The following is a 23,979-nucleotide window of genomic DNA, read 5'->3' on the forward strand; positions in this document are numbered from 1 at the left end:
GCGGCGCTCGGGCTCGGCCGGGCGAGCGACGACGATCCCAGGCCAGGGTGAAAATCTGGCCCCCAGAAATACGGGATGGCGGCGCCCTGCCGCAGCGACCACACTGTCAGCATGGTCACCGCCCTAGCCGCCGGACGTGCGCGCAGCGACATCGACGTGCTCTCGCGCGCCGGTCTTCCGCTCGCGGACTTCATGGCGGAGTCCGCCGCCACGCTACTGGGCGTCATCCCCTTCGTGGCGGGCTGCTTCTCGAGCACCGGCCCCGCGACCTCGCTCATCTCGCGCACCTACAAACTCGGCGACCTGCTGGGGCGCAACGAGTCCGATGTCGCCTGAGCGCGCATCGAGTACGGCGGCGAACCCGACGCGACCCACTACGACGAGATGGCCGCCTCCGGCAGCGTCGCCGCCGGCATCCACTCCGCCACGGGCGGCCAGGTCGACCGCCTCGAGCGCATGGCCGACCTCGTGCTCCCCCGGTTTGGATACGCCGACGAGGCGCGCGTCGTATTCGCCGACCGGGGTGGAGTCTGGGCGACGCTGTCCATCCTCCGCGGCACTGACGACGCCGTCTTCGACCCCGCGGAACTCACCCTGCTGACCGAGATCGCCCCGGCCCTGACGCGTGGCATCCGGACCGGCCTGCTGTCGCAGGTCGCCTCGCGCGAGGCCGCACAACCGACCGGCCCCACCGTGCTCATTATCGACGCGGCGGGTCGCGTCGTGCAGTCGAGCCCCGGCGCGCAAGAACGGCTCGCGCAGCTCAGCATCCCAGGCACCGACCCCCTCAGCTATATCCAGGCGCTCATCGGCGGAGCCCGCCGCTTCGCATCAGGGGCGTTGGACCGGATGCCACGCATTCGCACCCGCACCCCCGACGGCGTGTGGCTGGTGCTGCACGCCGCACCCCTCGGCGGCGTCGGCGACCGGGCAGGCGACGTGGTGGTGACGATCGAAGAGGCACGACCGCAGGAGGTCGTCGACATCGTCGCCGCGGCGTTCACGCTGACTCTTCGCGAGCACGAGGTGGTCGGGGCGGTGCTCCGCGGTGCCGACACGAGGATCGTTAATCTCAATTCTCGCACCGTCGCTGGGGGCTGCGCATGCACGACTAAGGCTGCATTCGCGATTAAGCACCGACGGGCGTCCGTACACGCGCTGGTACGGGGGCGACCTAGGCCAGAACGAGGTTGAGCAGATCGCGCGGGACGCGATTCGTTTCATCTACCTTCCGGCGCTTCGCGAGGCGGCCGGCGAGCTTCGACCGGGCCCCGGTAACCGGCTTGCCAACCTCGTGTCCTCCCTCGCGCCGGTGGGCCACGCAGACCGCCAGGCGCTCGTTGACATAATGCAACGAGCGAACGACGAACTGGAGACCGTCGGCTCTGTGATCGCCGCGGCTCAGGCTGTGCAAGGGCGTCTGCAAGGGATTACCGGTACTGGCCCGTTCGAGCACGGGTCATCTGTCAAGTTTTCTGAGGCGCGCTTCGAACGCATCATATCCAGCCTGCAGGCGCTCGCTGGATCCGGGACCGATCTCGGGCGACTGGCTGAAAACGGCCTCGGCTACAACAATCTGCTTTTTGTTGCCGTGTTGCTATCGCTTATCGAGTCCGACCATGAAGTTCCGCTCAACTTCCTTCTCGTCGAAGAGCCGGAAGCACATCTGCATCCGCAGCTGCAATCCCTGCTGATGGTCTATCTTGAGTCGCTTACTGATCAGAGCACTCACGTCATCGCGACCACCCACTCGCCGCAATTCGCGTCCGCCGCTGAGGTGCGCAGAGTGACCGTGCTGCGACGCGGACACGGCAACTCCCCGACAACGGCGCACTCCCTCGCAGATGCTCCGATCAGTTCGAAAGGGTTCGCGCACCTTCGACGTTTCCTCGATGCCACAAAGTCCAGCCTCCTCTTCGCCGAGGGTGTCCTGCTCGTGGAGGGAATTGCCGAGCTGCTTCTCGTTCCACGTCTGGCATACCGACACTGCGAGTACATGAGCGGCGGGAGACCGAGGTGCAGACTGTGCACAGTGTCAAGGGTCGGTCTCTTGATTCCGTTCTATTGGTGGCTCAGGTGCCAGAGCGAGCAATTCATGAGTCGAACGCAGACGTATGGAGCGCTGCCGTGAGCCAAGCGCGGGTGGTCATGAAAGAGGAGCTTCGGCTTGGCTACGTTGCTCTAACGCGGGCCCGGATCCTCGCGGCAGTGGCACTGCCATCCGATACACCACGCAGGATCGTCGATCGATGGCTTGAGGCTGGTTTCCAGGCACAATCGGATATCTAGCGGACAGTCATCTCCTCCCTGGTCGCGCGAAGAGATCGTCGCACGCGGAGACTCGCGCGGCCGGTTCCCCACGATCACGACACACGAGGCAACAGATCGCGAACCCGATCGACACCATCCGCTCGCGCACGATCGCTTCATCGTCCGCGTCGCGTGGACCTAGGACAGAAATCCGTACCGTCTGTCACCCTTCATGCTCAGATCCATGCTGTACACGGCTGAGGCCATGCGGTCATTGACCTCAGCCTCGCTTTGCGACGGTCAGGGTGAATCGACCTCGACCGGGGGCCTGGGATGTCGCGCGTGAAGACGAGAGATGTCCACTCCTTACAGGTGTCCACTTCGTTTTGCCCTGGGATCGGCGGGTTGATGACCTCGCCGAGTCGATGCAGCGCCGCACTCTGGCAGGATGCCGTGCGTTCGGCGCAAACTGAGGTGCGGCGCGCGGCGAGGAGTCGCGAGGACTCCCGTGATCGCCCACGCTGCCGCACATGTCGACTGACGCGGCAGGCAGAAGGACTTGAGGTGTCTGCCGCGCACGGCATGATGGTCTCATCGGCACTTGAAGGGGCAACACCGTGACCAAGACGAGTGGAGAAGCTCGGTGACGACTCCGGTCGTCGAGCAGCGAATCGTGAAGTCTCGTGACCGTGTGAGGGCCTATGGGGAGGTCTTCACGCCCCGCTGCATGGTCGATCAGATGCTCGATCTCGTCAGCGACGATCTCGAAGACGGCCCCGATTTCGTAGACAAGACCTTCCTCGAGCCTGCGGCGGGTGACGGAAACTTCCTCGTCGCAATCCTGCAACGCAAGCTGCAGGCAGTCGAGAAGCGCCTCTCCCCTGATGCGTGGGCCGATGAGTCGCTCTTCGCGCTGGCATCGATCTACGGCATCGAACTCCTCGAAGATAACCACGAAGAGGCGCGGGCCGCGATGCTCGCCGAGTTCGTCGGTTTTCACTCGCGGCACGATGCCGCGCTCAGTCCCGACTCCACGGTCGTCCGCGCGGCACGTTTCCTCATCGACACAAACATTGTCCGAGGGAACACGCTTACCGGCCTTGACTGGCTCGGCGAAGGGATCCAGTTCTCGTGGTGGAATCGCGTCGCACACTCCCCCGGCATTGTGCAGCGAGAACCTTTCTCGCTCGCGTCGTTGCGGGAGAGCAGCGGCTTCGACTTCACGGTATACGAAACATACGCAGCGTGCCCGATCGACCGCATCCACGAGGAAGTGAGAGCCGGTGCCTAGCCCGAATATCCGAACGTTCCGCGAGGTCGTGCCCTACATCTACTCGTGGACGACCCCCGATATCCCAAAGTACGACGGCTGGGAGAAGATCGGGTACACCGAGCAAGACTCGGCAGACAAGCGCATTGCGCAGCAGGCGAGCCAACTCAACATCGCGAAGGTGAAGCAGTGGGCCTACCGCGCAGCGTTCATCACCGAAGACGGTGGCACGTTCCGTGATTCTGACTTCCATGCGTTTCTCAAGCAGCAGGGCATCGAGCGCGAGGTGGATCCCGCGAACGCCCTGAGCCGTACGGAGTGGCATAGGTTCGCCGACGCGCCGAAGTCGAGTCGGCAGTATTTTCTCGACTTCGCGTCGAAGTCGTTCACCACGCAGTCAGGGGCCTCGCAGGACGACTACGAACTGCGCCCCGAGCAGCGCGAAGCGGTCACCCAAGCGCTGACAGCATTCGGCGCGCGCAACGCCCACGAGGTGTTGTGGAACGCGAAGCCGCGATTCGGCAAGACGCTGACGACGTACGATCTTGTGCGCGAAATGGATGCCCGTCGAGTTCTGATCGTGACGAATCGCCCCGCGATCGCCCACTCCTGGTTCGATGACTATCAGCGGTTCATCGGCCATCAGACGACGTATCAGTTCGTGTCCGACTCTCCGTCGCTCGGTCAGCGCGGCCCGATGACGCGTGAGCAGTGGCGCGCCTACTCCCGTGAGCACATTGATGAAGACCCGCGCATCATCGAGTTCGTGTCGCTGCAGGATCTGAAGGGGTCCAAGTACTTCGGCGGGTCGTTTGACAAGCTCAAGCACATCGCCGACGCCGACTGGGATCTCCTCGTGATCGATGAAGCGCACGAGGGTGTCGACACGACGAAGACGGATGTCGCGTTCACCCAAATCACCCGCAGCCACACGCTGCACCTGTCGGGGACACCGTTCAAGGCGCTCGCGTCGGGCCGGTTCGCTGCGGATCAGATCTTCAACTGGACGTACGAAGACGAGCAAGAGGCAAAGACTTCATGGTCGGATGACGGGGTCGACAATCCGTACGCGCAGCTGCCGACCCTAAACCTGCTGACCTATCAGCTGTCCCGGATGATCACCGATTGCCTCGCCGAGGGCGTTGCGCTCGACGAGGAGGCCGGGAACGTCGACTACACGTTCGATCTCGCGGAGTTCTTCGCCACGAAAGACAACGGGCTCTTCGTGTACGAAGCCGATGTGCTTCGGTTCCTTGACGCGCTGACGTCACTGGAGAAGTACCCGTTCTCGACCTCGGAGCTGAGGGACGAGATCCGACACTCGTTCTGGCTGCTCAACCGAGTTGCATCGGCGAAGGCACTTGAGCGGCTGCTGAAGAAGCATCCCGTCTTCGGCGAGTATACGGTGATCCTGGCGGCCGGCGACGGTCGCCCGAACGTGGGCGAGAACGACGGACTCGACGAAGACGCCGACGACGCGGCGACCGTCGGCAAGTCACTCGATGAGGTTCGCGCCGGTATCGTTGAAGCGGAGGCTAAGGGCGGCAAGACGATCACGCTGTCGGTGGGTCAACTTACGACTGGCGTCACGGTGCCGGAGTGGACAGCGGTCATCATGCTGTCCAATCTCTCCTCCCCCGCTCTCTATATGCAAGCAGCGTTCCGCGCGCAGAACCCGTGCACGTTCACCCGCGGCGGCAAAATGTTTCAGAAGAAGAACGCCTACATCTTCGACTTCGCTCCCGAACGCACGCTCACGATCTTCGATGCGTTCGCCAACAACCTCGCTCCGAGTCCCCCCGTTGATACTGGTGACCGCAGGGAGAACATCAGACGACTTCTGAACTTTTTCCCCGTCCTGGGTGAAGACACTGAGGGTCGGATGATCGAGCTCGACGCGGCGCAGGTACTCACGTTCCCTCAGGTGTTCAAGGCTCGCGAAGTCGTCCGGCGAGGCTTTCTGTCGAACCTGCTGTTCGCCAACGTGTCCGGCATCTTCCGAGCTGTGGAGCACTTCGAAGACATCCTCAACCAGCTGCCCGTCGCGAAAGAGAAGAAGGCCACGCAGGTCGGTCCGATCGACATGCCGTTCCCGCCGCCAACGACCGACGCGGACGGCAACGTGCAGATCGATGTCGGCACCGTCATCAACCCGAAGGTCGCCGAGCTGGGCAAGCCAATCTACGCCGACGCCGACGTTCCGCAACTCGACCCGGCAACAACGAAGGCTGCCGATGCCGCCAAACAGGTGGCTGCGGTCGTGACAGAGAAGGCACGCGACACGCGTGCCAAGGTGGCGGCCGAATACGGAATGACCGCGAAGCAGATTGAGAACGACGAGAAGTCCACCGCGGCGCTAGTGAAGGCCAAGGTCGAACGCGCCTACGTCGACCACCAGATCGCGCTCAGCCACATCGATGCCGAGGGCGCGGATGCGGCCACGGAAGCCGACTTCATCGCGATCGACGAGAAGAAGTCCGGCGCGAAAGCTGAGCTCGACGCGCGTGTGCTCGCGATCTTTCACAGCGCGCTCGACAGCGTCACCGAGACCATCGTCACGCGCGAGGAAACAAAGAAGGCGCAGTCGCACGCGAACAAGACGATGGATGCCGCGCGCGACCATCTGCGCGGGTTCGCGCGCACCATCCCGATGTTCCTCATGGCGTACGGCGACCGCAGCACCGAGCTCGCCAACTTCGACGACTACACACCGGATGACGTGTTCGCCGAGATCACAGGCATCACCGAGGAAGACTTTCGCAAGCTCCGCGACGGCCGCGACGTCTCTGATCAGGCCACCGGAAACATCACTCGCGTTCCCGGCCTATTCGACGAAGCCGTCTTCAATCAAGCGATAAAGGAATTCCTGACCAAGAAGGCCGAACTCGCCGACTACTTCGACCCGGCGCTGACTGAGGACATCTTCGCATACATCCCGCAGCAGAAAACGTCGCTCGTGTTCACCCCGAAGCCTGTCGTGCAGCTGATGTGCGACACGCTCGAGGCCGAGAACCCGGGCATCTTCGCAGACCTCGATAAGACATTCGCCGACCTGTTTTCCACGGCTGGACTGTTTTGCATGGAGATTGTCCGTCGGCTCGACAAAGGCCTGGCCGACGCGATTCCTGACCAGCGCGAGCGGCTGAAGCACATTTTCACCCGCCAGGTGTTCGAGATGAGTCCGAACCAGATCCTGCACGACATCACACTGGAAGCCGTCAGCGGTGGCGTCGCTGAACGCCGGGCGTGGCTGGAAGACTCCGGACACTTCCGAGTCGGCGACCTCGCTCGAATGAATGCCGAAGAACGCGAGCGGGTCGTTGACGAGATGCTGGGAGACAACTGACATGGCCAAGAAATTCGACGTCGTGATCGGGAACCCGCCGTATCAGGAGGACGCCAGCGGAACGGCGACGCACAGCATGCCGATCTATCACCGCTTCATGGATGCCGCCTACGAAGTCGGCACCAAGGTTGTGCTCATCACTCCAGCACGGTTCCTATTTGACGCGGGGTATACCCCGAAGGACTGGAACGCGAAGATGCTCGCCGACCGACACCTTTCGGTCGCCCATTTCGCCCCTAACAGCGATGAACTCTTTCCGGGAACCATCATTAACGGTGGGATTGTCGTCACTTACCGCGACGCCGACCTCGAGGTCGAGCCAATTGGCACGTTCACACACTTCCCTGAACTCAATACCATTACGAAGAAGGTGCGGTCGAAGGGCTTCGAGCCGTTGGAATCGATCGGTATCACCAGCTCCCGATCCTTCCGTTTCACACCCAAGATGCATGAGGACTTTCCTCAGGCCTCGACTCTCATGGCCGCAGGCGAGCAGTTCAAAATCAACACGAAGACTTTCGATCAGCTCGCTTTCCTCTATTCCGAGCAACGCCCGCAGGACGGGCAAATCTACGTGCGCGTCATGGGACTTGATGGAAAGCAGCGTACTTCTCGCTGGATCCTTGGCGAATACGTCAGTGGCCCCGCGAATCTCGGAAAGTTCAAAGTGGTGCTGCCGGCGTCTCGGGGGCACCTCGGTACTCTCGGGGCGGAGCCAGCAATCGTAATCGGTACCCCGTTCCTGGGCGAGCCCGGCGTAGCCGTAACCCAGACGTACATCACCATCGGGGCTTTCGACTCGGAACCCGAAGGCGGGTCGTGCCTGAAGTATGTTAAGTCGAAGTTCGCGCGCGCACTGATCGGCATCATCAAGGCTACGCAGCACAACCCCGCGAAGGTCTGGAAGTACGTGCCAGCCCAGGACTTTTCATCAGCATCCGACATCGATTGGTCGAAGTCGATCCCCGAGATCGACGCGCAGCTCTACGCCAAGTACGGCCTGGACGACGCAGAAATCACCTTCATCGAATCCCACGTTAAGTCGATGGAATGACTCTCGTGTCTCTCCGCGTCAGTCGTCAAGTCCGAACGCTGCCGTGACCTGTTCGATCGTGAACTGCTGACGAAGCTTGGCTGCAGTGTTCTGGTTCGCGAACATACCGGTCTTCCAGAACCCCTGCTCTCGCGGCACTGTACGGGCCCAGGCAACTGGCACCGCCCATTCGGCCATCGCATCGTCCTGGTCGTCCGCGTGCCGGTAATATCCGCTCAGCGGAAGGTCCGCGAGCCGCGTTTCGCTTCCGTCGACGGTGACGGTGGTTTTGTCGAATCTCTGGGCCTCGCCGATTACCGTGCCGACGCCGACGTAACCGACCTTAGGGATGCAGGCGAAGACCCGTGCGCCAAGCGGGAGATTCTTTAACGTGCGAGAAAACCACTCGCCGCCACCTCCAGACACAAATCCGTAGGCCATTCCGTCGGACCAGTGACGGCTTTCTGGGCTGTCGCCGAACGAGACGTACCAGTCCGTGCCATTCCATGACTCGCGCGTCTTGGTGCGCACTGAGGCCGTCTTCGGGCTCGCCGCACCTTCGGGCTCGACGAGCCACGTGCGCGCGAGGTAGGACGCACCGTTGTCGTTAAAGTGTCGGAAGAACACGACATTGATCGGCACACCGTAGTCCTCGTTGAGAAAGCGGACGATTCGCTCGGTTGCCGCATCGACGCTCGCCGCCACGATCGTGAAGACCTGCGTGGCGTTGACCTCGTCGGGAAGGGTCTCATTGAAGCGTTGCGCAAACGCCTCTTCCAAGGCGATGTCGGGCTTGTAAGCCTCGAAGATGGCGTGGATCTCCGCGCGGCTGAGCCCAGACACCCAGGAGCCATAGTCCAGCGCCTGTGCAGTCACGTCTCGGGGTGTCTTGTCGCGCTTGAGTTCGATCACATGAACAGCAGCCGTCTCATCGAGCGCCATAAGGTCGATGAACCCGCCGTGCGCAGTCGGCACCTGCCGACCGATGACAAGCAAGGTAGTCCCAAGCATGGTCGGGTCGGACTCGATGTAGTTCTCGAGCTGGGACTCAAGCCCAATCGGCGTCGGCACTAATCGGCTCAACTTGTCGCCGTCGGCCCGCCATATTCCCATCTCTACTGCCATGATCGTCGTCCCCTCGGATGGGCGGCACAAGGACGGCGCCACCGACGCGCGTCGTCTTGATCGTATGGCTTCCTGTCCTGAGACGTAGTTGCGGTGGCGTACTCCAAGTTCGCAACGTAAGCAGCGGCTCGGCGACGATGTCGCGGATGCGCATTCGCGGTTCCAGCGAGGCAATCGGGTCTCGGAACACGATCTTCGCGACGCCAACACGATGTCGTCGCTCACCGGTAGCTTTCGACCCACGTGGCCGGAAGGAGATGACGATGGCAGAGAGCACGAGCTCGGACGTGCGGAATGAAAGTGAGGTTCTTCGAGTCCTGTCGAACCTCTTCGGGGTGAGGTGGGACCGCCTCGTTCAATGGGCCGTCGTGGCACTCGCAAGCGGCTGGCTGTGGTCGAGCGCCATGCCTTCCATGGCGGTCCGCCCGGACAATTTGTTCGACCAGGGACCGATCGACTGGCTCATCGAGGGGCTCATGAACCTCGGAATGGGCGTGCCACAGTGGCTGAACGACACTCCAGCATGGTTGATGCAGCCGGGGCACGCATGGGTCGTTCAACTCCTGCCGGTCGTCGCGGCGCTATGCGGCACGTTCTTGGTGAAATCTCAACGCAGCTCGGGCCTTGTCGTCCTAGGCGTCCTCGCGATGGTCACAAGCGTGCAGGCAACATCGGACTTCGCGCCGGTGTTGTGGACGCTCGTTTGGACTGTGGTCCCTATGGTTCTAGCCCTTGGCCTCTCCGTCATTCAAACGCGCTTCCACGAGATGGACACGGCGCTGCCGAGCCAGGGCTACGTGTCGACACTCATCTTCGAACGGTTCCTGCTGGCTGGGTTAGCGCCGATCTGGCAGGTTTTCCTCGGCCCCGCGATTGGAGTCGCGCTGGCCGTGAGCATGTACGGCGTTCCGCGCACCCCGGAGGAACCGACTCGAGAACTCATGAGAACCCGAATGAGGAAGCTGCGACGGTCCGGCAAGACCGTGTCTGAAGCGGGGGCGGCGGATGCCCTCGGCGTCCTCGCGGCAGTATTTCTGGCGGAACCGGACCGGCAATCTCGACAGGAACTAGCGGCGGATGCTCTGTTCGCCCTCGACGGGCCGCTGGGAGCAGGAACTGTCGCTCACCGACCGCCCTCTGCACCGGCCTCTCCCGCAGGCACTACCCCGAGCGGCGGACTACGGGGAGGTACGCACCCGACGAGCAGCGCTTCTCGGTGACAATCATCCAGACACGGAGCGCACCCGAGCCCGACTCGACGAGCTTCGAGCCCCTGATTCGAGCTGATCACGACCAGCTCAGACCGTCTCGCTACTCGGGCGACGGCGCTTGCGAGGGCGGCTCGACCGTCACATGCCGAGCCATCGAGGGAGGACCCTGGTCCATGTCCCCACCCCGGAGTACCGTCCCCACCATGACCCCAGCCACCCTCTTCCTCCACGCCGATGCCGCGCTGCGCGAGGTCATCGACCAGCTCGATCCCGCTGACTTCTCCGCCCCCGTCCCGCAGGAGTGGAGCCAGCTCGAGTCGCTCACGCTGCTCGGCATCCTCGGCCGCCATGCCTACGACGAAGCCTGGATTCCCGACGTGCTCGCCGGCCGCGCGGCGGCCGACGGCGACCCGTACGCCGACGTCGATCTACTCGGCGACGACCCCATCGCGTCATACGACGCGCTCAACGACACGGCGACAGCAGCCCTGCGCTCGGGCGACATCGCTGAGACCTTCCGCTTCACGTACGGCGACTACCCGGCCGCCGAGGGCTTCGCGCACCTCGCGACCTATCGCGCATTCCAGGCGTACTCGATCGCGAAGCACTTCGGCATCCCGTTCCACCTCTCCACCGACCTGGTCGCCGGCTTCAACGAGCACGTCACCCCGCACGCCGACGAGTGGCGCCAGTGGGGCGTCTTCCCGCCGGCCATCGAGCCTCCCGCAGATGCCGATGACGAGACACGGCTGCTCTGCACGCTCGGGTTCTGGCAGCCCTGAGCCCCGTCAGGTCGGGACACGCCCCGGGATCTCGGGCCGACCCCGCACACGACCCACCGCCCGTCATGACAAGCGGTCGCCGCCGCCCCCTCTTCCGACACCTCCGCCCGGGCGCGCTGCGCGTCCTCCTCCACGAGGTGCACCACTGCGCCACCCGCAGCCGAGCCGTTGCCTATGCCCATCGGCACGTTGGCCCACGGCGCAGAGGTGTTGCCGACAAAACAGATGCGCCGCGCCCGACGAACCGCGACCTCACTCCCCGATCTGTAACATCACCGTTCGAGGTCTGCGAGGTGGATACGCCCGCCCTGCTTTCCGTAGATCGCGATGATCTCCGCGGGCAGCGTCGGGTGCGCATTGCCGATCCAGTGCGGGGTCGTGGTGTCGAACTCCGCCGCCTCCCCCACCGTCAGATCCGTGATTTGATCCGACAGCACCAGTCGGACCTCCCCCGACAACACGTACAGCCATTCCCGCCCAGGGTGCGCATGAAATCGCGCCGGAGGCAGATCGGACACCGCGGGGTAGATCACCTTGAACGCCTGAAGCTCGCCGCGATTCACCCCCAGCGGCACATACGTGAGCCCTTCGCGCCGCACCGGCCGGAGGTGCACGCGAGGGTCCCCGTGCGCGGGGGCGGCGACCAGTTCATCGAGGGGCACCCCGTAGACACGAGCGAGGGGCAGAAGCTGCTCGAGAGACGGCCGGATCTGCGCCCTCTCCAACCGCGAGAGCGTGCTCGGCGTCAGGCCCGTCTGGGCGGCCAGTTGCGACAGCGTCAGCCCAGCCGTCTGCCGGAACGCTCGCAGCCGAGGACCGACCCTCTCGATGATCTCCGCCTCGTCCGCCACGATCCCCTCCCGATTTGCAGATGTGACAGGAGCTTTGCGCATCGGCATCGCGCGTCGCAACGATGAGGGAGCCCCGAAGACAGGAGACCGGATGCCACACCCCCACGTCGATTCCGGATTCACGACCCGCGAAGACCTCGACACCCGTATCGAGCAGTACCGTCACCTCATCTTGGGCAGTCTCGACGACCTGTCCGACGACCAGGCCCGTGCCGTCATCGCCCCCGGGAAACCGTCACTGCTCGGCGTCGTCCGCCACACGGCCTACGTCGAGGGCGTGTGGTTCGGAGAGGCCATCACGGGGCACCCCCGCTCGGAGCTGGGCCTACCCGTCGCCACCGCGAACTCGTGGAAGACGCGCAAGACCGACACCGTGGCATCCGTCATCGAACACTGCCGCCGGATACACCGGCACTCGCACGAGAACCTGGCCGATCTCGACCTCGGCGACGTCGTCTCGGGGCGCGGCGAGCGCACGGTCCTCAGCCTGTACACGCACGTGCTCAGCGAACTCGCGTGGAATACGGGTCAACTCGACATCCTGCGGGCGTTGCACGCGCGGTGAGGTCACCACTGGCCTTCACGCCCGTGGGAGCTGAGAGAAGCTCGGTCCTACGGGAGACCCCGTAGCGGCCCCCTTCGGGCGAGCTACGATCGGCACCTGGCTTCAGATCGCACGGGGCGGCTCACCTCCGCGCTCCGGTCGGAAAGCGGCGTGCTTGTCGGCGAACTGCCACACGTCATGAACCAGTCGCTCAGGGGTCTCGAGTTGAGGGAGATGCCCGGCGGTGTCGATGACGTCGAGTTCGGCATCCGCAATGGCGGTGCTGTACGCGCGGCCGTGGCTGAGGGGAACGATGCCGTCGGCCGCACCCCAGACGACGAGGACGGGGACGGCGATCTGCGGCAGGCGCGCCAACAGGGTGGGGTCGCCCATCGCCCGGCCGGCGACGGCGAGCATCGTGGCCCGGTTGCCGGCCATGTTCTGGGTGGCCGCCGCGGGGAGGGTGTCGAGGTCGATGCGGAAGTGGTCGGGTTCGTAGTAGCTGTAGTTCTCGACCTCGTGCCAGGCGAGGCTGAAGAAGTCCCGCATGGGGCCGACGTCGTTGGTGAGGCCGACAGCGTCGACGAGGATCACGCTGGTCACCCGAGGGCTGGCCGCCAAGGCCATCTCTGCGGCCGTCCACCCGCCGATGGAGTTCCCGACGATGGTGACGTCGTGCAGATCCAGGGCATCCAGCAGGGCGAGATGCGTGGCCGCGAGGTCCTTGATCGTGGCGAGCTCGGTCGGTCGAGGCGTGCCGTCGAAGCCGGGGTTGGTGGGGCTGACGACCCGGGCGTGCCGCGTCGTGGCAAGCAGCTCCGCGAACGCCCGGACGGACTGCGACCCGGCACCGCCGTGCAAGAGGAGGAAGGGGTGCCCTTCGCCCTGGTCGGTGTAGGTGACGGGCACATCGCCGAAGGCGGTGTGCACGGTCGTCGTGGTGGCGATCATCGGTCTCCTCCTCGTGCGTAACCCCATAAGCCCCGCGACCCGTTCACGGCCGCGAACGGCCGATAGGACACGAGCATCGCCGCACTGGCGGAACCCACCGTCCGCCCCGGTCCGCGGCGCGAGGCGGCGGTGTCGGTCACAGATGCAGCGGAGACGACGGGGGACATGCCAGAGAGTGTAATACAAATACATTTATATAAATAGATTGATCTTGACTCTCCCGTTCTCGGGGTCGGCACACCCCTCTCGTCGACCGCGCGCACTGAGCCGGGCGATACTTTGGGGAGATGGAGGTTGCACGACACGGCACGGCAGAGCATCTGGCGCGGGAGATCAAACGGTTGCAGTGGCGGCACCACCGCCAGCTCGACAGTCGAATGCGCGCAATCGGATCGACGATCGTGCAGTGGGACGTGTTGCGGGCACTTGCCGCCGACCCGGATGCATCCGGGCATGACCTCGCCCTCGCAACTTTCCAGAGCGACCAGTCACTCGGGCAGATGATCCGGCGCATGGAGGCGCGCGGTCTCATCACGCGGAGCAACCCGCAGGGGCGCCGATGGGTGCACCAGATCACCCCACGCGGTGCGGAAATCCTTGCGGCCGGACACTCCTTCGCCGCGGAGATCTTCGAGCAGACCTTCGGCATGCTCTCGGACGGACAACGCCAGCAGCTCGCCGAGCTGTTGGCGACCCTCAACGCGACGGAAGACTGACACCCCCTCGCATCCCGCGCAGTCGGTGAGTGGGAGATGCGAGACCGCCCACTCAGCGAGCCGCGCTCTCGCGACGCTCGGCGAGCGGCAGGAAGCAGTCGTCGACGATCGCACGGATCCGCTCCGAGCTCGGCGGAGTGAGATTCATGAGCAACTCGAGCCGCACGAGAGCGAAGGGCATCTCGAGCACGACCTCGGGTACCCGCTCGAGATCGATCTCCCCCCGGGCCGCCGCGCGCTGGTAGAGCGGCCGATCGCGGCCGGTGTCGTGAACTCCCATGAGGCGGTCGCGCACCTGGGCTGGTGTCGTCGCTCCGTCAACGGAAAGCCCCGCGTGCGCGGCGGCCATCGTGATCGCGTAGAACTCGGCGCGCGCGGCAGCCGACGCCGTCAGCTCCGCCACGAGATCACCGCGCAGCGAGCCGGTGTCGGCGAGCGGAATAGGACTCGCGGCACGCCGGTGCTCGATCGCCGCGACGACGAGAGCATCCTTGTTGGCCCACCGCCGGTAGAGAACGGGTTCGCTTGTGCGCGCTCGCCGCGCAATGGTGTCCATCGTCAACCGCCCGTACCCGGCGTCCACGAGCTCATGCCACGCCGCGTCGAGGATCGCATCCTCGAGTTCTTTGCCTCGCCGACGTTGAGTGAGCTCGGAGGCGGCCATCCTGCGAGTTTAGAAAGCTTTGACTTCCTTCTCAAGGCGGCGTACTTTGACAAGAAAGGAATGTCTTTCTTATAGGAGAGATCATGACAGACCTCACCACCACGGTGCTCATCGTCGGGGCCGGGCCCACGGGACTCACGCTCGCCTGCCAGCTGGCGCGCCGAGGCGTGCCGTTCGAGATCATCGAGGCTGCGGAAGGGGCACGGCCCGGCTCACGGGGCAAGGGCCTTCAGCCTCGGTCTCTCGAGGTTCTCGAAGACCTCGGGATCGTTCACGAGATCCTCGCGAATGCGCAGACCATTCCGATGACCGCCGTCGCCCCCGACGGTTCCTCGGTGCGGGTCGGCGAGATACCGGCCTCGCTTCTCGACCGATCGGACATCCCCTATCCCGCGAGCGTGATCACCCCGGAGTGGCGTGTCGAGAGCGCACTCCGCACGCTCCTCGAAAAGCTCGGCGGCGCGGTGCGGTTCGGCGCGAGGCTCGATTCTTTCCTCGCCGCCCCCGGCGACATCGTCGCGACCGTCGTCAGCGAAGAGGCCTCCCACACGATCCGGGCACGCTGGCTCGTCGGTTGCGATGGCGGACACAGCGTGGTTCGCAAGGCATCCGGCATCCCGTTCGTCGGAGAGACCCGTGACGACGTTCGCATGCTGGTCGCCGATGTCACCGTCGAAGGGCTGGACCGCGAGTCGTGGCACATGTGGCGCTCCGCCGACAACATGGCCTCGCTGTGTCCGCTGCCGTCGACCGACCTCTTCCAGTTTCAGGCCGGCATCGAGCCCGGCGAAGAACCAGACCTCAGCGTCGCCCATCTCCAAGCCACGCTCGATGAGGTCTCGGGCGGCACCACGGCCCAGATCATCGATGCGCCATGGACCTCGGTCTGGCGGGCGAACATCCGGCTCGCGGAGCGCTACCGCGTGGGCAACGTCTTCCTCGCCGGCGATGCCGCACACATCCACTCTCCCGCGGGAGGTCAGGGGATGAACACCGGCATCCAGGATGCGACGAACCTCGGCTGGAAGCTCGCGGCGGTCGCGAACGGTACCGACGAGAGCCTTCTCGCAACCTACGAAGACGAGCGCCGGCCGGTGGCAGAACACGTGCTGGAGATGTCGGACGAACGGATGGCGGCGATGATGCGCGATCGCGTCATGCCGGCCACGCGCGACCTCCGCACGATTCAGCTCGACATCGGCTACCGCGACTCCCGACTCGCCCGCGACGACCGTGGCGAGCGCGCGGCGCTTCGCGCGGGTGATCGCGCGCCGGATGCCACCGGGCTCATGACGCACGACGGCACCCGGCATCGGCTCTTCGAGATCATGGCGGGCGGGACGTGGACGCTGCTGAACTTCGGCGACGCACCCGCGCCAGCCATCGACGGGGTGCGCGTCATCGACGCGCGCGACACGGACGGATCCCTCGCCGCCGCCTACGCGCCGTCGGAGCGCACGCTGGTGCTCATCCGTCCCGACGCGTATGTCGCGGTCATCTCCGACGCGGGGGATGCCGACGCAATCAGGGCGTACCTGCGCGACTTCCCGGCGGGCACGCTCGAGGGGAGCAAGAGCGTCGGGACCACCCAGCCCGTGAAGGAATGACGAGCCCGAGATCTTCCCCTCAGGGCGATCCCGCGGGTCGCAGGGAGCCTCCCGGAGCGAACGCCACGCCGACGAATCGGCGCGCGATGAGCTCGTGCGTCGCGGTATCGGGGTGCAGCCCATCGGGGAGTGGGAACTCCTCGGCGTCCTCGGGGCCGTAGAGATCCAACCCGCTGATGAAGTGGAGGTGGGGGTCGCCCGCGCGATCGCGGACGACCTGGGCGAGGAGATCGCGGATGACTTCGAGGGTGAGCACGCCCTCTCGCGTGCGGGTAGGGTCGCCGGTCGCCACGAAGCGGACGCGGCCCGCACGCAGCTCATCGACGTCGAACGAGCCCGGGCCGGGAGTCTCTTCATGAATACCGCAGAAGATCGGCGAGACGAGCGCGAGGGGAGTGCGCGGATGACCCTCGCGGATCGTGTCAAGGAACCCGTGTACCGCCGGGACGAAGCTGCGCGCGCGCATCGCGTCGAGGTTGACGACGTTGATTCCGAGCTTGACGCTGATGGCATCCGCGGGCGCGTCTCGGATGACCCGGGCCATGAACGGGTCGACCACTGCGCTGCCTCCGAATCCGAGGTTGCGGAGGTTCACACCCGCTCCTCGTGCGGCCACAGCGGGCCAGATCTGGAGCGGAGTCGCCGCATTCGACCCGTGGCTGATGGAGCTGCCGTGATGGACCCACACCGGCCGCTCATCGCGGAGCGGGTGGACGGGTGCGTCGGCGCGCAACGCGACGACGTCGACCTGCTCGTTATGCGGCAACCAGATCTCGACGTGTTTGTCTCCCGGTGCGAGCTCCTCCACCGACACCCGATCGATCTCGCCGGCGAGCGACGCAGTGCCGCCCGTCTGCATGTCGATCTCGAGGACATTGCCGTAGCGGAGGGGGTGGCTCCCGTGGAGGTCACCGTTGATGGTGACATCCACCGCGCCGCGTTCGCGGGCGAGGCCCTTGTACGCGACGCGCGTCGCCCGCAACTCCAGCTCGAGCGTCGTCGCCCGGGTGCCGAAGACAAGCCGCACGCCCGAGGGCTGAGATTCCATGAGTCGCAGCTGGCCGTCCGCCTCGCGGCTGCGGTACGGCAGAGGCAAGCGATGAAGGCGCACAGCCCCATCCACGGTTTCGAGCTCGGCTCCGCCGTGAAAGAGGGATGCCGAGAGGGGAACGTCGATCATGGTCTCTTCTCCTGCGCCGTCTCCGCCGCTTCACTGCCCCAGTTCTCCAAGAGGAGATGTACGCGCCCCAGCGCCGCGTCCCACGAAGCCGTCACGTCGGGCTCGCTGTGCGAGAAGGCCCCGACTTGCTCCAGGTTCACGAACCCGTTGAGGAAAGCCCCGATCAGACGGGTCGCATGGACCCGATCGGACTCCCGGATGGCGTAGCCACGAAGCACGGCGGCCATGGTGCGCCCCGACCGCGCGGCGGCATCGCTTCGAACGACGTCCTCACCGATACGTCGCTGCAACGCCTCCCAGCGTCCGGGATGCGAGAACGCGTAGCTCCGGTACGCGTCGCAAATCGCCCGAAGAGCGTCCTCTCGGCCTCTCCCCGCAATGGCGTCTCCGCTGCGGGCGTCGAGTTCTCTCAAAGCCAGGATGCTCACACCATCCCTCATGGCGGCCAGATCTTTGACGTGCCCGTACAGGCTGGGCGTCTGGACCGCGAGAGACCGCGCGACCGCCGACAGAGAGACGGATGCCAAGCCGCTTTCATCAGCGAGTTCCGCGGCGCGCTCGATCACGGCCTCGTAGGTGAGAGGTGCTCGTGGCATGGGATGGCCTACATTCCATAGTTTTTCTCCTACAGTCTATAGTTCACATCTGCGTCCATCCGCCAGGTAGCACCCCAGGCGGTTCGTACCCGCCTATCCGCGCGCACTCACCTCACGATCGGTCGCACCCGCGGGCTCACTCCTCGGGCCAATCGGACGAGACGTCAGGCCACGATCTACCGGACAGGATTCTCGATCAGATTCACCTGCGTGCCGTCGATGTCGATCAGGTTCCCGATCCGCAATCCCGACGGCTGCGTCACCACCGGATGAACGCGCGGGAACCCGACCGTCTTCTCGACGACACCCGCCGCCGTGATGCGTCGGTACAGCTCGTCGACGTCGTCGACCCGGATGCTGCACATGAACGAGCTGCTCGCGGGATCGAGGTCGGCGAAGGGGAAGAACTCCAGCGTGAGCTCGCCGCGTCGGAGGATCAGCCAGCCCTCATCGCGGTAGTCCTGCTCGAACCCGAACCCTCGGTAAAACGCGATGGTGGCGTCGAAGTCGCGAGACGGCAGGTTCGGGACGGCGCGATCGGTCATGCGGATCGAACCACGGCACCGACGCGCAGGTTGGACAATCTCGTCACATCCCCGGCGCCATATCCGCAAACCGCGAGTAATGCCCCTGGAACGCCACCGTGATCGTGTCGGTCGGCCCGTTACGGTGCTTCGCGACGATCAAATCGGCCTCGCCGGCGCGCGGGGAGTCCTTCTCGTACGCGGCCTCACGGTGCAGCAGCACCACCATGTCGGCATCCTGCTCGATCGAGCCCGACTCACGCAGGTCGCTCAGGGCCGGCTTCTTGTCGGCGCGCTGCTCGGCACCACGGTTCAGCTGCGACAGGGCGATGACGGGAACCTGCAGCTCCTTCGCCATCAGCTTCAGCGCGCGCGAGAACTCGCTGACCTCCTGCTGACGCGACTCCACGCGCTTGCCGCTCGTGAGCAGCTGCAGATAGTCGATGACGACCATCTTCAGGCCCTCGCGCTGCTTCAGGCGACGGCACTTCGCGCGGATCTCGACGAGCGTCATGTTCGGGCTGTCGTCGATGTAGAGGGGCGCGTCGTTGATGCGACCACGGGTGGCGGCGACGGTCGTCCAGTCGCGGGAGTCGAGCGTTCCCTTGCGCATGCTCTGCAGCGGGATGGCGCCCTCGGCGCTCAGGAGGCGCATCGCGATCTCGGAGCGGCCCATCTCGAGCGAGAAGAAGATGCACGGGGCGTTCGACTTGATCGCGGCGGCGCGGGCGAAGTCGAGCGCGAGCGTCGACTTACCCATGGCGGGACGCGCGGCGAGCACGATCATCTGGCCCGGGTGCAGACCGTTGGTCAGCTGGTCGAGGCCGGCGAAGCCGGTGGGGATGCCCGTCATCGAGCCGTCGCGGCCGCGAGCGGCCTCGATCTCGTCGACGGCGGCATCCACGGCCACCGTCAGGGGGATGTAGTCCTCGGCGTTGTCGTCGCCCGAGACGTTGTAGATCTCGGCCTGAGCGCTGTTGACGAGCTCGGTGGGGTCGCCCTCGCCCGAGTAGCCCATCTGCACGATGCGGGTGCCGGCCTCGACGAGACGGCGGAGCAGCGCGCGCTCGGCGACGATCGACGCGTAGTACCCGGCGTTGGCGGCCGTGGGGACGATCGAGGTGAGGGTGTGCAGGTAGTCCGGGCCCCCGGCGCGCTGGAGCTCACCGGTCTTGATGAGCTCGTCGGTCACCGTGACGACGTCGGTCGGCTCGCCGTGCGAGTACAGGGTGAGGATCGCGTCGAAGATCAACTCGTGCTTCGGCACGTAGAAGTCGGGACCACGGAGGGTCTCGATGACATCCGCCACGGCATCTTTCGACAGGAGCATGCCCCCGAGGGCGCTCTGCTCGGCCAGCATGTCGTGCGGCGGGGTGCGCTCGGGGCGCGGTGCTTTTCCGAGACGCTCTTCGGCGATATCAGCGATCGACACAGGCTCTCCTTCTGTTCTCGGACGCACTCACCCATCGCGACACGAGAGGAGCGCGGTGACGGCCTCGAGTGCATCGAACCAGGGGGTTCCGACATCGACGCGCGCGGGGGAGGGAGGGTGTGCCCGAGGGGCTGCACCCACGTTAAGGACGGGGCCCTCCCCACGCAAATGAGCCTGTGGATAACTCTGTGGAGAGATTGCGAGAAACGCCGCCCAGGCTGTGCACAACCTCTGTGGACAACTTGGGGTCAAATGTGGAAAGTCTCCGTCCAGGATGCCTCTGACCTGGGTTTTTTCTCTCCACAGGACGTGGGGGAAAATCCGACTTGAAGTGGGAGTTGAAGGTTGCTCGACTTGACAAGAAGGTGTGTACAACCAGGGGGATAACTTCCGCGTCGCGCTAATGGTGGGCCGCGCTCGTGTCAAGTTCACGTTCGCGTGGGCGTGTCGTCCGGACAGCGCCTCTTCACCGTCTGTTCACGCGTCACACCCGTCTCACGCGCCACCTCGGAAAACTCCCCATCGACCGCGAAAAGTGCCCCGCGGAGTCCGTCAGACCGACTCCGGGCGCGGTGCGTGGCGCTCGACGAGATCCTGCGCCAGTTCGCGGAGGCGCTGCCTCGCGGCATCCGGAGCGAGGACTTCGATGTGGTCTCCGAACTGCAGGAGCTGCCGAACGGCCTCGACCTCCGGATAGCCGAGCGTCACGGTGCACCAGCCCTCTCCGTCGGGAGACACGCTCTGGATGCGGGTGCCAAGGATGCGCTGAGCCAGATCGACGCGACTCGCGCGCAGCCGCGCCGTTACGATGACCTCGCCCGTCGACTCGGTGCGGGCGCTCAGGGTGGCCCAGACCGTCCGCAGGGTCTCGCCCTCGCGCAGCTCGGCGGGCGAATCGAGCACCTCGTACCCCGACAGCCTCTCGAGCGAGAAGAGGCGACCTCCGGCCTCGACATCGGCGACGAGGTACCACCGGCCCGCCTTGGCGACGAGCCCGTACGGGTCGACCACGCGCGCCGAGGCTTCGGCATCCGCGCTCCGCCGATACGCGATCCGCAGCCGACGACGGCGGCGCAGCGCCCAGGCGAGCTCCGCGACGTCGACCTCGGCGCGGGCCCCCGAGAGCCACGGCCTGCTGTCGACCAGGACGATGTCGCTCAAGCGAGGTGCAGGCTGCGTGCCCGGAACCGCGGCCGCTCGCGCGGCCATCTTGCGTACGGCCGTCTGGTGCGCGGCCGTGAGACCGAGGCGACCGAGCAGCGCGTCGTCGAGCCCGGCGACCGAGAGCGCCTCGAGCTCACCGGGATCGAGATGCGAGGCGTTCAACCGCGCCCCGGCGAGGAGCACGATGCCGCCGTTCCGTCCCCGTTCGGCATAGACCGGCACGCCCGCGGCGGACAGCGCCTCCACGTCGCGCAGGATCGTGCGGCGCGAGACCTCGAGCCGCTCGGCGAGCTCGGTCGTGGTCACGCGCTGCCGCGTCTGCAGGAGGAGCAGCAGGTGCAGCAACCGGGATGCCTTCACACCGTCCAGTCTCCTCGAATACATGACATGTTCTGTCGCGTATCGGTGATCGGCTGGGTCCGTAGAGATATCCACCGCACGAAGGAGTTCCCCGTGTCCACACCCAATCTGTTCCTCGTCTACGTCAGCGACGCCGAGGCCGCGACGGCCTTCTACCGCGACCTCTTCGAGATCGAGCCGACCTTCGTCAGCCCGCGCTACGTCGCGTTCGAGGTCGCCCCGGGCGTGCTCTTCGCCCTGTGGACGGGCCGCCCCGAGCACGCCGTCCCGAGCACTCCACGCACCAGCGAGCTCGGTCTGATGGTGCCCGGCGGCGGGTCCGCGGTCGATGAGATCTTCGCGCGCTGGACGGCGACAGACGTGCGGGTCATCGAGGAGCCACACGACGATGTGTTCGGGCGCACGTTCGTCGTGGCCGATCCGGACGGGAATCTCATCCGCGTGGCGCCGGTCGACTGAGCCGCGCAGGGGCGCACGCAGGGGGCTGGACTCTGCCGTTCCCGACCCGTCGGCGAGCCGCCCGCATCGCCCCGCGCGCGACGCGCGTGGGGGCGGCGAGTCTCGGCCGTGCCGAACCGTTCGGCGAGCCGCCCGGGTCGCCCCTGCGCGACGCGCCTCAGTCCGCGAGACGCCAATCCTCGAAGCTGAACCCCGGCGAAACCAGACAGCTCACGACGACCTCCTGGTCGGCCACAAGCCGCGCCGCCTGCCAGACCCCGGCCGGAACCGTGTACTGCAGCCGCTCCCCCGCCGCGAGATCCGGGCCGAGCACGACCGTGTGGTCGAGCGACGGCGACTCGTCACTGCCGCCCAGCGACAGGGCGAGCTTTCCGGGCCCGTGCCACAACCACACCTCGTCGCTCGTCACGACGTGCCACGCGCTCTCCTCCCCGGGCGTCAGCAGGTAGTGGATGCACGTGGCCGCCGGCCTCTCCCCCGCGGGCGTCTCGACGGCGTATCCGCCCGTCCACATGCGGCGGAACCACCCGCCCTCGGCGTGCGGCTCGAGGTCGAGAAGGACGGCGGTGGCAGGACGGTCATCGGTCATGAGCGAGTACTCCGGTCTCTCGGGTGAACACAGCGCATGCCGATCGCACCACGCCGTCGATCAGAGTCGCGGCCGCGCGCCCGGCGCCGGCGGTCGCGAGGTTCTCGATCGTGTCGTCGACGGCATCCACGTCCAGGTCGAAGAAGGCGAGGTCGGCTGCCGCGCCGACCGCGAGGTATCCGGTGCGCGCGGGACCGGTGTCGAGACCCATCGCGTGCGCCCCGCCCAGGGTCGCCGCGCGCAGCAGCAATTCGGACAGGTCGCGGTGCGCATAGCCCTGTGCACGCGCGAGCCGGTGCAGCGCGGCGACATCGGCCAGCAGATCGAGTGAGGGACTGGATGCCAAGGAGTCGGTGCCCACGGCCAGCGCATTGCCCTCGACGAGGTAGGCGGCCACCGGCGGCTCGTCGAGGCCGATGACGGCGTTGGATCGCGGGCACAGGGCCACGGTGGTTCCCCGCGCGCGCAGCGTCGCCCGGTCGCGCGCGGTCATATACACGCCGTGCGCGATGTGGCAGTCGGGCCCCAGCACGCCGAGCTCGTCGACGAACTCCGTCGCCCCGGTGCCGAAACCCTGCGCGCGCAGGGCCTGGAAGCTCGCCGGACGCCTCTCCCGCCAGGGCAGCGCCTCGCCGTGCTCCCGCTCGAACGCCGCCTCGCCGAGGTGGATGTGCAGGCGACTCCCCCGCTCGCGCACGATGTCGGGGATCTCCAGGAGCGGCTCCACATCGAGCGAGTACGGCGCGTGCGGCGAGAGGCCGGTCCCGGGCGGGGACGGCAGGGCGTCGAGGCGCGCCTCCACCTCCGCGCGCCCACGTTCGGCCCACGCGTCGTTGGTCCAGCTCATCACCTCCCAGTAGGTGATGCCGTGCAGTCCCGCGTCGCGGAGCGCCGAAGCGGCCTCGATGTCGGTGACCACGTCGGCGACGGCGGTGGTGCCGGCGGCGATCATCGCGTTCGCGCCGGCTCTGGCATCCGCTCCCCAGTCGTGCGGCGTCTCGTAGACGACCTGGAACGCCCGCGCCCAGTCGTCGAAGCCGTCGTAGGCGCCGCGTCCCACCTCGGCCATGCCCGTGTACTGCAGGTGCGCGTGCGCGTTGACGAGGCCGGGGGTGAGCACACCCGACCAGTGCACCTCGTCGAAGGCGACGCCGCGGGTGCGCAGCTCGTGCACGACCCACTCGCGCTCCCCCACATGCCGGATACGCCCGGCCGCCACGGCGATCGCCCCGCCGCGGATCGGCGGAGCGGTGATCGGCAGGACGAGGGATGCCGAGTACACCACGACTCGACCGGCACGCTCTTGCACGGCGTCAGCCTAGGGT

23 protein-coding genes are annotated in these 23,979 nt (G+C 65.9%); 12 read left to right on the forward strand and 11 right to left on the reverse strand.

Going from position 1 to position 23,979, the window contains the following annotated elements:
* The first annotated feature begins 111 nt into the window (after positions 1 to 111).
* From NS220_RS02425 to NS220_RS02450, 6 genes are all read left to right on the forward strand, one after another.
* Positions 112 to 336, forward strand: coding sequence for a hypothetical protein (locus NS220_RS02425; protein WP_058622514.1), 225 nt, complete (start codon positions 112 to 114; stop codon positions 334 to 336).
* A gap of 48 nt (positions 337 to 384) precedes the next feature.
* Positions 385 to 1,194 (forward strand): hypothetical protein, encoded by an 810-nt coding sequence (locus NS220_RS02430; RefSeq protein WP_058622515.1) that lies wholly within the window; start codon positions 385 to 387, stop codon positions 1,192 to 1,194.
* A 154-nt stretch (positions 1,195 to 1,348) separates the two neighbouring features.
* Positions 1,349 to 2,131, forward strand: a complete 783-nt coding sequence (locus NS220_RS02435; protein ID WP_193755251.1) for an ATP-dependent nuclease — start codon at positions 1,349 to 1,351, stop codon at positions 2,129 to 2,131.
* Between the two features lie 762 nt (positions 2,132 to 2,893).
* On the forward strand, positions 2,894 to 3,541 hold the full coding sequence (locus NS220_RS02440) for a hypothetical protein (protein ID WP_058622517.1): 648 nt from the start codon (positions 2,894 to 2,896) through the stop codon (positions 3,539 to 3,541).
* Between the two features lie 28 nt (positions 3,542 to 3,569).
* Positions 3,570 to 6,866: a DEAD/DEAH box helicase gene (locus NS220_RS02445; RefSeq protein ID WP_242864507.1), complete on the forward strand. Its 3,297-nt coding sequence runs from the start codon at positions 3,570 to 3,572 to the stop codon at positions 6,864 to 6,866.
* A gap of 1 nt (position 6,867) precedes the next feature.
* Complete coding sequence (locus NS220_RS02450) at positions 6,868 to 7,920, forward strand: Eco57I restriction-modification methylase domain-containing protein (RefSeq protein ID WP_058622519.1); 1,053 nt, start codon at positions 6,868 to 6,870, stop codon at positions 7,918 to 7,920.
* Between the two features lie 18 nt (positions 7,921 to 7,938).
* Here NS220_RS02450 and NS220_RS02455 read toward each other — a convergent pair whose 3' ends face one another.
* Entirely contained in the window at positions 7,939 to 9,024 is a 1,086-nt protein-coding gene (locus NS220_RS02455; protein ID WP_058622520.1) for a hypothetical protein, read from the reverse strand.
* 263 nt (positions 9,025 to 9,287) lie between these two features.
* Here NS220_RS02455 and NS220_RS02460 point away from each other — a divergent pair, with 263 nt between their 5' ends.
* A complete protein-coding gene (locus NS220_RS02460) occupies positions 9,288 to 10,244 on the forward strand; it encodes a hypothetical protein (RefSeq protein WP_153004122.1) in 957 nt (318 codons plus the stop codon).
* A 194-nt stretch (positions 10,245 to 10,438) separates the two neighbouring features.
* Positions 10,439 to 11,017 carry a hypothetical protein gene (locus tag NS220_RS02465; protein WP_058622522.1) on the forward strand — a complete coding sequence of 193 codons (579 nt, stop codon included), beginning with the start codon at positions 10,439 to 10,441 and terminating at the stop codon, positions 11,015 to 11,017.
* Between the two features lie 272 nt (positions 11,018 to 11,289).
* Here the strand turns inward: NS220_RS02465 and NS220_RS02470 are convergent, their stop codons facing one another.
* A complete protein-coding gene (locus NS220_RS02470; protein WP_206542981.1) occupies positions 11,290 to 11,868 on the reverse strand; it encodes a helix-turn-helix domain-containing protein in 579 nt (192 codons plus the stop codon).
* A gap of 91 nt (positions 11,869 to 11,959) precedes the next feature.
* On the opposite strand from NS220_RS02470, the gene NS220_RS02475 reads away from it, so the two are divergent.
* Positions 11,960 to 12,433, forward strand: a complete 474-nt coding sequence (locus NS220_RS02475; protein ID WP_058622523.1) for a mycothiol transferase — start codon at positions 11,960 to 11,962, stop codon at positions 12,431 to 12,433.
* A 102-nt stretch (positions 12,434 to 12,535) separates the two neighbouring features.
* On the opposite strand, the gene NS220_RS02480 is transcribed toward NS220_RS02475, so the two are convergent.
* Positions 12,536 to 13,363 (reverse strand): alpha/beta fold hydrolase, encoded by an 828-nt coding sequence (locus NS220_RS02480; protein WP_058622524.1) that lies wholly within the window; start codon positions 13,361 to 13,363, stop codon positions 12,536 to 12,538.
* Positions 13,364 to 13,650: 287 nt separating this feature from the next.
* Between NS220_RS02480 and NS220_RS02485 the strand changes: the two genes are divergently transcribed.
* A complete protein-coding gene (locus tag NS220_RS02485) occupies positions 13,651 to 14,079 on the forward strand; it encodes a MarR family winged helix-turn-helix transcriptional regulator (protein WP_058622525.1) in 429 nt (142 codons plus the stop codon).
* Positions 14,080 to 14,131: 52 nt separating this feature from the next.
* Here the strand turns inward: NS220_RS02485 and NS220_RS02490 are convergent, their stop codons facing one another.
* Positions 14,132 to 14,743 (reverse strand): TetR/AcrR family transcriptional regulator, encoded by a 612-nt coding sequence (locus NS220_RS02490; RefSeq protein ID WP_058622526.1) that lies wholly within the window; start codon positions 14,741 to 14,743, stop codon positions 14,132 to 14,134.
* 83 nt (positions 14,744 to 14,826) lie between these two features.
* Between NS220_RS02490 and NS220_RS02495 the strand changes: the two genes are divergently transcribed.
* Positions 14,827 to 16,350, forward strand: a complete 1,524-nt coding sequence (locus tag NS220_RS02495) for an FAD-dependent monooxygenase (RefSeq protein ID WP_081322944.1) — start codon at positions 14,827 to 14,829, stop codon at positions 16,348 to 16,350.
* Between the two features lie 19 nt (positions 16,351 to 16,369).
* Here NS220_RS02495 and NS220_RS02500 read toward each other — a convergent pair whose 3' ends face one another.
* The 5 genes from NS220_RS02500 to NS220_RS02520 form a co-directional block, all read right to left on the reverse strand.
* The gene (locus tag NS220_RS02500) at positions 16,370 to 17,530 is read right to left on the reverse strand and encodes a GDSL-type esterase/lipase family protein (protein WP_058622527.1); all 1,161 of its coding nucleotides are present in this window, start codon (positions 17,528 to 17,530) and stop codon (positions 16,370 to 16,372) included.
* A complete protein-coding gene (locus NS220_RS02505) occupies positions 17,527 to 18,096 on the reverse strand; it encodes a TetR/AcrR family transcriptional regulator (protein ID WP_153004124.1) in 570 nt (189 codons plus the stop codon). The genes NS220_RS02500 and NS220_RS02505 overlap by 4 nt, the downstream gene beginning before the upstream one ends.
* Positions 18,097 to 18,302: 206 nt before the next feature.
* A complete protein-coding gene (locus tag NS220_RS02510) occupies positions 18,303 to 18,671 on the reverse strand; it encodes a bleomycin resistance protein (protein WP_058622529.1) in 369 nt (122 codons plus the stop codon).
* A gap of 43 nt (positions 18,672 to 18,714) precedes the next feature.
* On the reverse strand, positions 18,715 to 20,010 hold the full coding sequence (gene dnaB / locus NS220_RS02515) for a replicative DNA helicase (RefSeq protein WP_440589453.1): 1,296 nt from the start codon (positions 20,008 to 20,010) through the stop codon (positions 18,715 to 18,717).
* 624 nt (positions 20,011 to 20,634) lie between these two features.
* Entirely contained in the window at positions 20,635 to 21,606 is a 972-nt protein-coding gene (locus NS220_RS02520) for a helix-turn-helix transcriptional regulator (protein ID WP_058622531.1), read from the reverse strand.
* A 93-nt stretch (positions 21,607 to 21,699) separates the two neighbouring features.
* Between NS220_RS02520 and NS220_RS02525 the strand changes: the two genes are divergently transcribed.
* Complete coding sequence (locus NS220_RS02525) at positions 21,700 to 22,065, forward strand: VOC family protein (protein WP_058622532.1); 366 nt, start codon at positions 21,700 to 21,702, stop codon at positions 22,063 to 22,065.
* Positions 22,066 to 22,222: 157 nt separating this feature from the next.
* Here the strand turns inward: NS220_RS02525 and NS220_RS02530 are convergent, their stop codons facing one another.
* Positions 22,223 to 22,654, reverse strand: coding sequence for a cupin domain-containing protein (locus NS220_RS02530; protein WP_058622533.1), 432 nt, complete (start codon positions 22,652 to 22,654; stop codon positions 22,223 to 22,225).
* Positions 22,644 to 23,963 (reverse strand): amidohydrolase family protein, encoded by a 1,320-nt coding sequence (locus tag NS220_RS02535; RefSeq protein WP_058622534.1) that lies wholly within the window; start codon positions 23,961 to 23,963, stop codon positions 22,644 to 22,646. Before NS220_RS02535 ends, NS220_RS02530 begins: the two co-directional genes overlap by 11 nt.
* Positions 23,964 to 23,979 lie beyond the last annotated feature (16 nt).

Source organism: Microbacterium testaceum, from assembly GCF_001476655.1.
In the GTDB taxonomy this organism is placed as follows: Bacteria; Actinomycetota; Actinomycetes; order Actinomycetales; family Microbacteriaceae; genus Microbacterium; species Microbacterium testaceum_C.

Excerpts from the sequence above, each read along its gene's own strand:
- NS220_RS02425 (WP_058622514.1), top strand. The coding sequence starts at position 112 with ATGGTCACCGCCCTAGCCGCCGGACGTGCGCGCAGCGACATCGACGTG.
- NS220_RS02430 (WP_058622515.1), top strand. The coding sequence starts at position 385 with ATGGCCGCCTCCGGCAGCGTCGCCGCCGGCATCCACTCCGCCACGGGC.
- NS220_RS02435 (WP_193755251.1), top strand. The coding sequence starts at position 1,349 with ATGCAACGAGCGAACGACGAACTGGAGACCGTCGGCTCTGTGATCGCC.
- NS220_RS02450 (WP_058622519.1), top strand. The coding sequence starts at position 6,868 with ATGGCCAAGAAATTCGACGTCGTGATCGGGAACCCGCCGTATCAGGAG.
- NS220_RS02455 (WP_058622520.1), bottom strand. The coding sequence starts at position 9,024 with ATGGCAGTAGAGATGGGAATATGGCGGGCCGACGGCGACAAGTTGAGC.
- NS220_RS02460 (WP_153004122.1), top strand. The coding sequence starts at position 9,288 with ATGGCAGAGAGCACGAGCTCGGACGTGCGGAATGAAAGTGAGGTTCTT.
- NS220_RS02465 (WP_058622522.1), top strand. The coding sequence starts at position 10,439 with ATGACCCCAGCCACCCTCTTCCTCCACGCCGATGCCGCGCTGCGCGAG.
- NS220_RS02475 (WP_058622523.1), top strand. The coding sequence starts at position 11,960 with ATGCCACACCCCCACGTCGATTCCGGATTCACGACCCGCGAAGACCTC.
- NS220_RS02480 (WP_058622524.1), bottom strand. The coding sequence starts at position 13,363 with ATGATCGCCACCACGACGACCGTGCACACCGCCTTCGGCGATGTGCCC.
- NS220_RS02485 (WP_058622525.1), top strand. The coding sequence starts at position 13,651 with ATGGAGGTTGCACGACACGGCACGGCAGAGCATCTGGCGCGGGAGATC.
- NS220_RS02490 (WP_058622526.1), bottom strand. The coding sequence starts at position 14,743 with ATGGCCGCCTCCGAGCTCACTCAACGTCGGCGAGGCAAAGAACTCGAG.
- NS220_RS02495 (WP_081322944.1), top strand. The coding sequence starts at position 14,827 with ATGACAGACCTCACCACCACGGTGCTCATCGTCGGGGCCGGGCCCACG.
- NS220_RS02500 (WP_058622527.1), bottom strand. The coding sequence starts at position 17,530 with ATGATCGACGTTCCCCTCTCGGCATCCCTCTTTCACGGCGGAGCCGAG.
- NS220_RS02510 (WP_058622529.1), bottom strand. The coding sequence starts at position 18,671 with ATGACCGATCGCGCCGTCCCGAACCTGCCGTCTCGCGACTTCGACGCC.
- dnaB (WP_440589453.1), bottom strand. The coding sequence starts at position 20,010 with ATGCTGGCCGAGCAGAGCGCCCTCGGGGGCATGCTCCTGTCGAAAGAT.
- NS220_RS02530 (WP_058622533.1), bottom strand. The coding sequence starts at position 22,654 with ATGACCGATGACCGTCCTGCCACCGCCGTCCTTCTCGACCTCGAGCCG.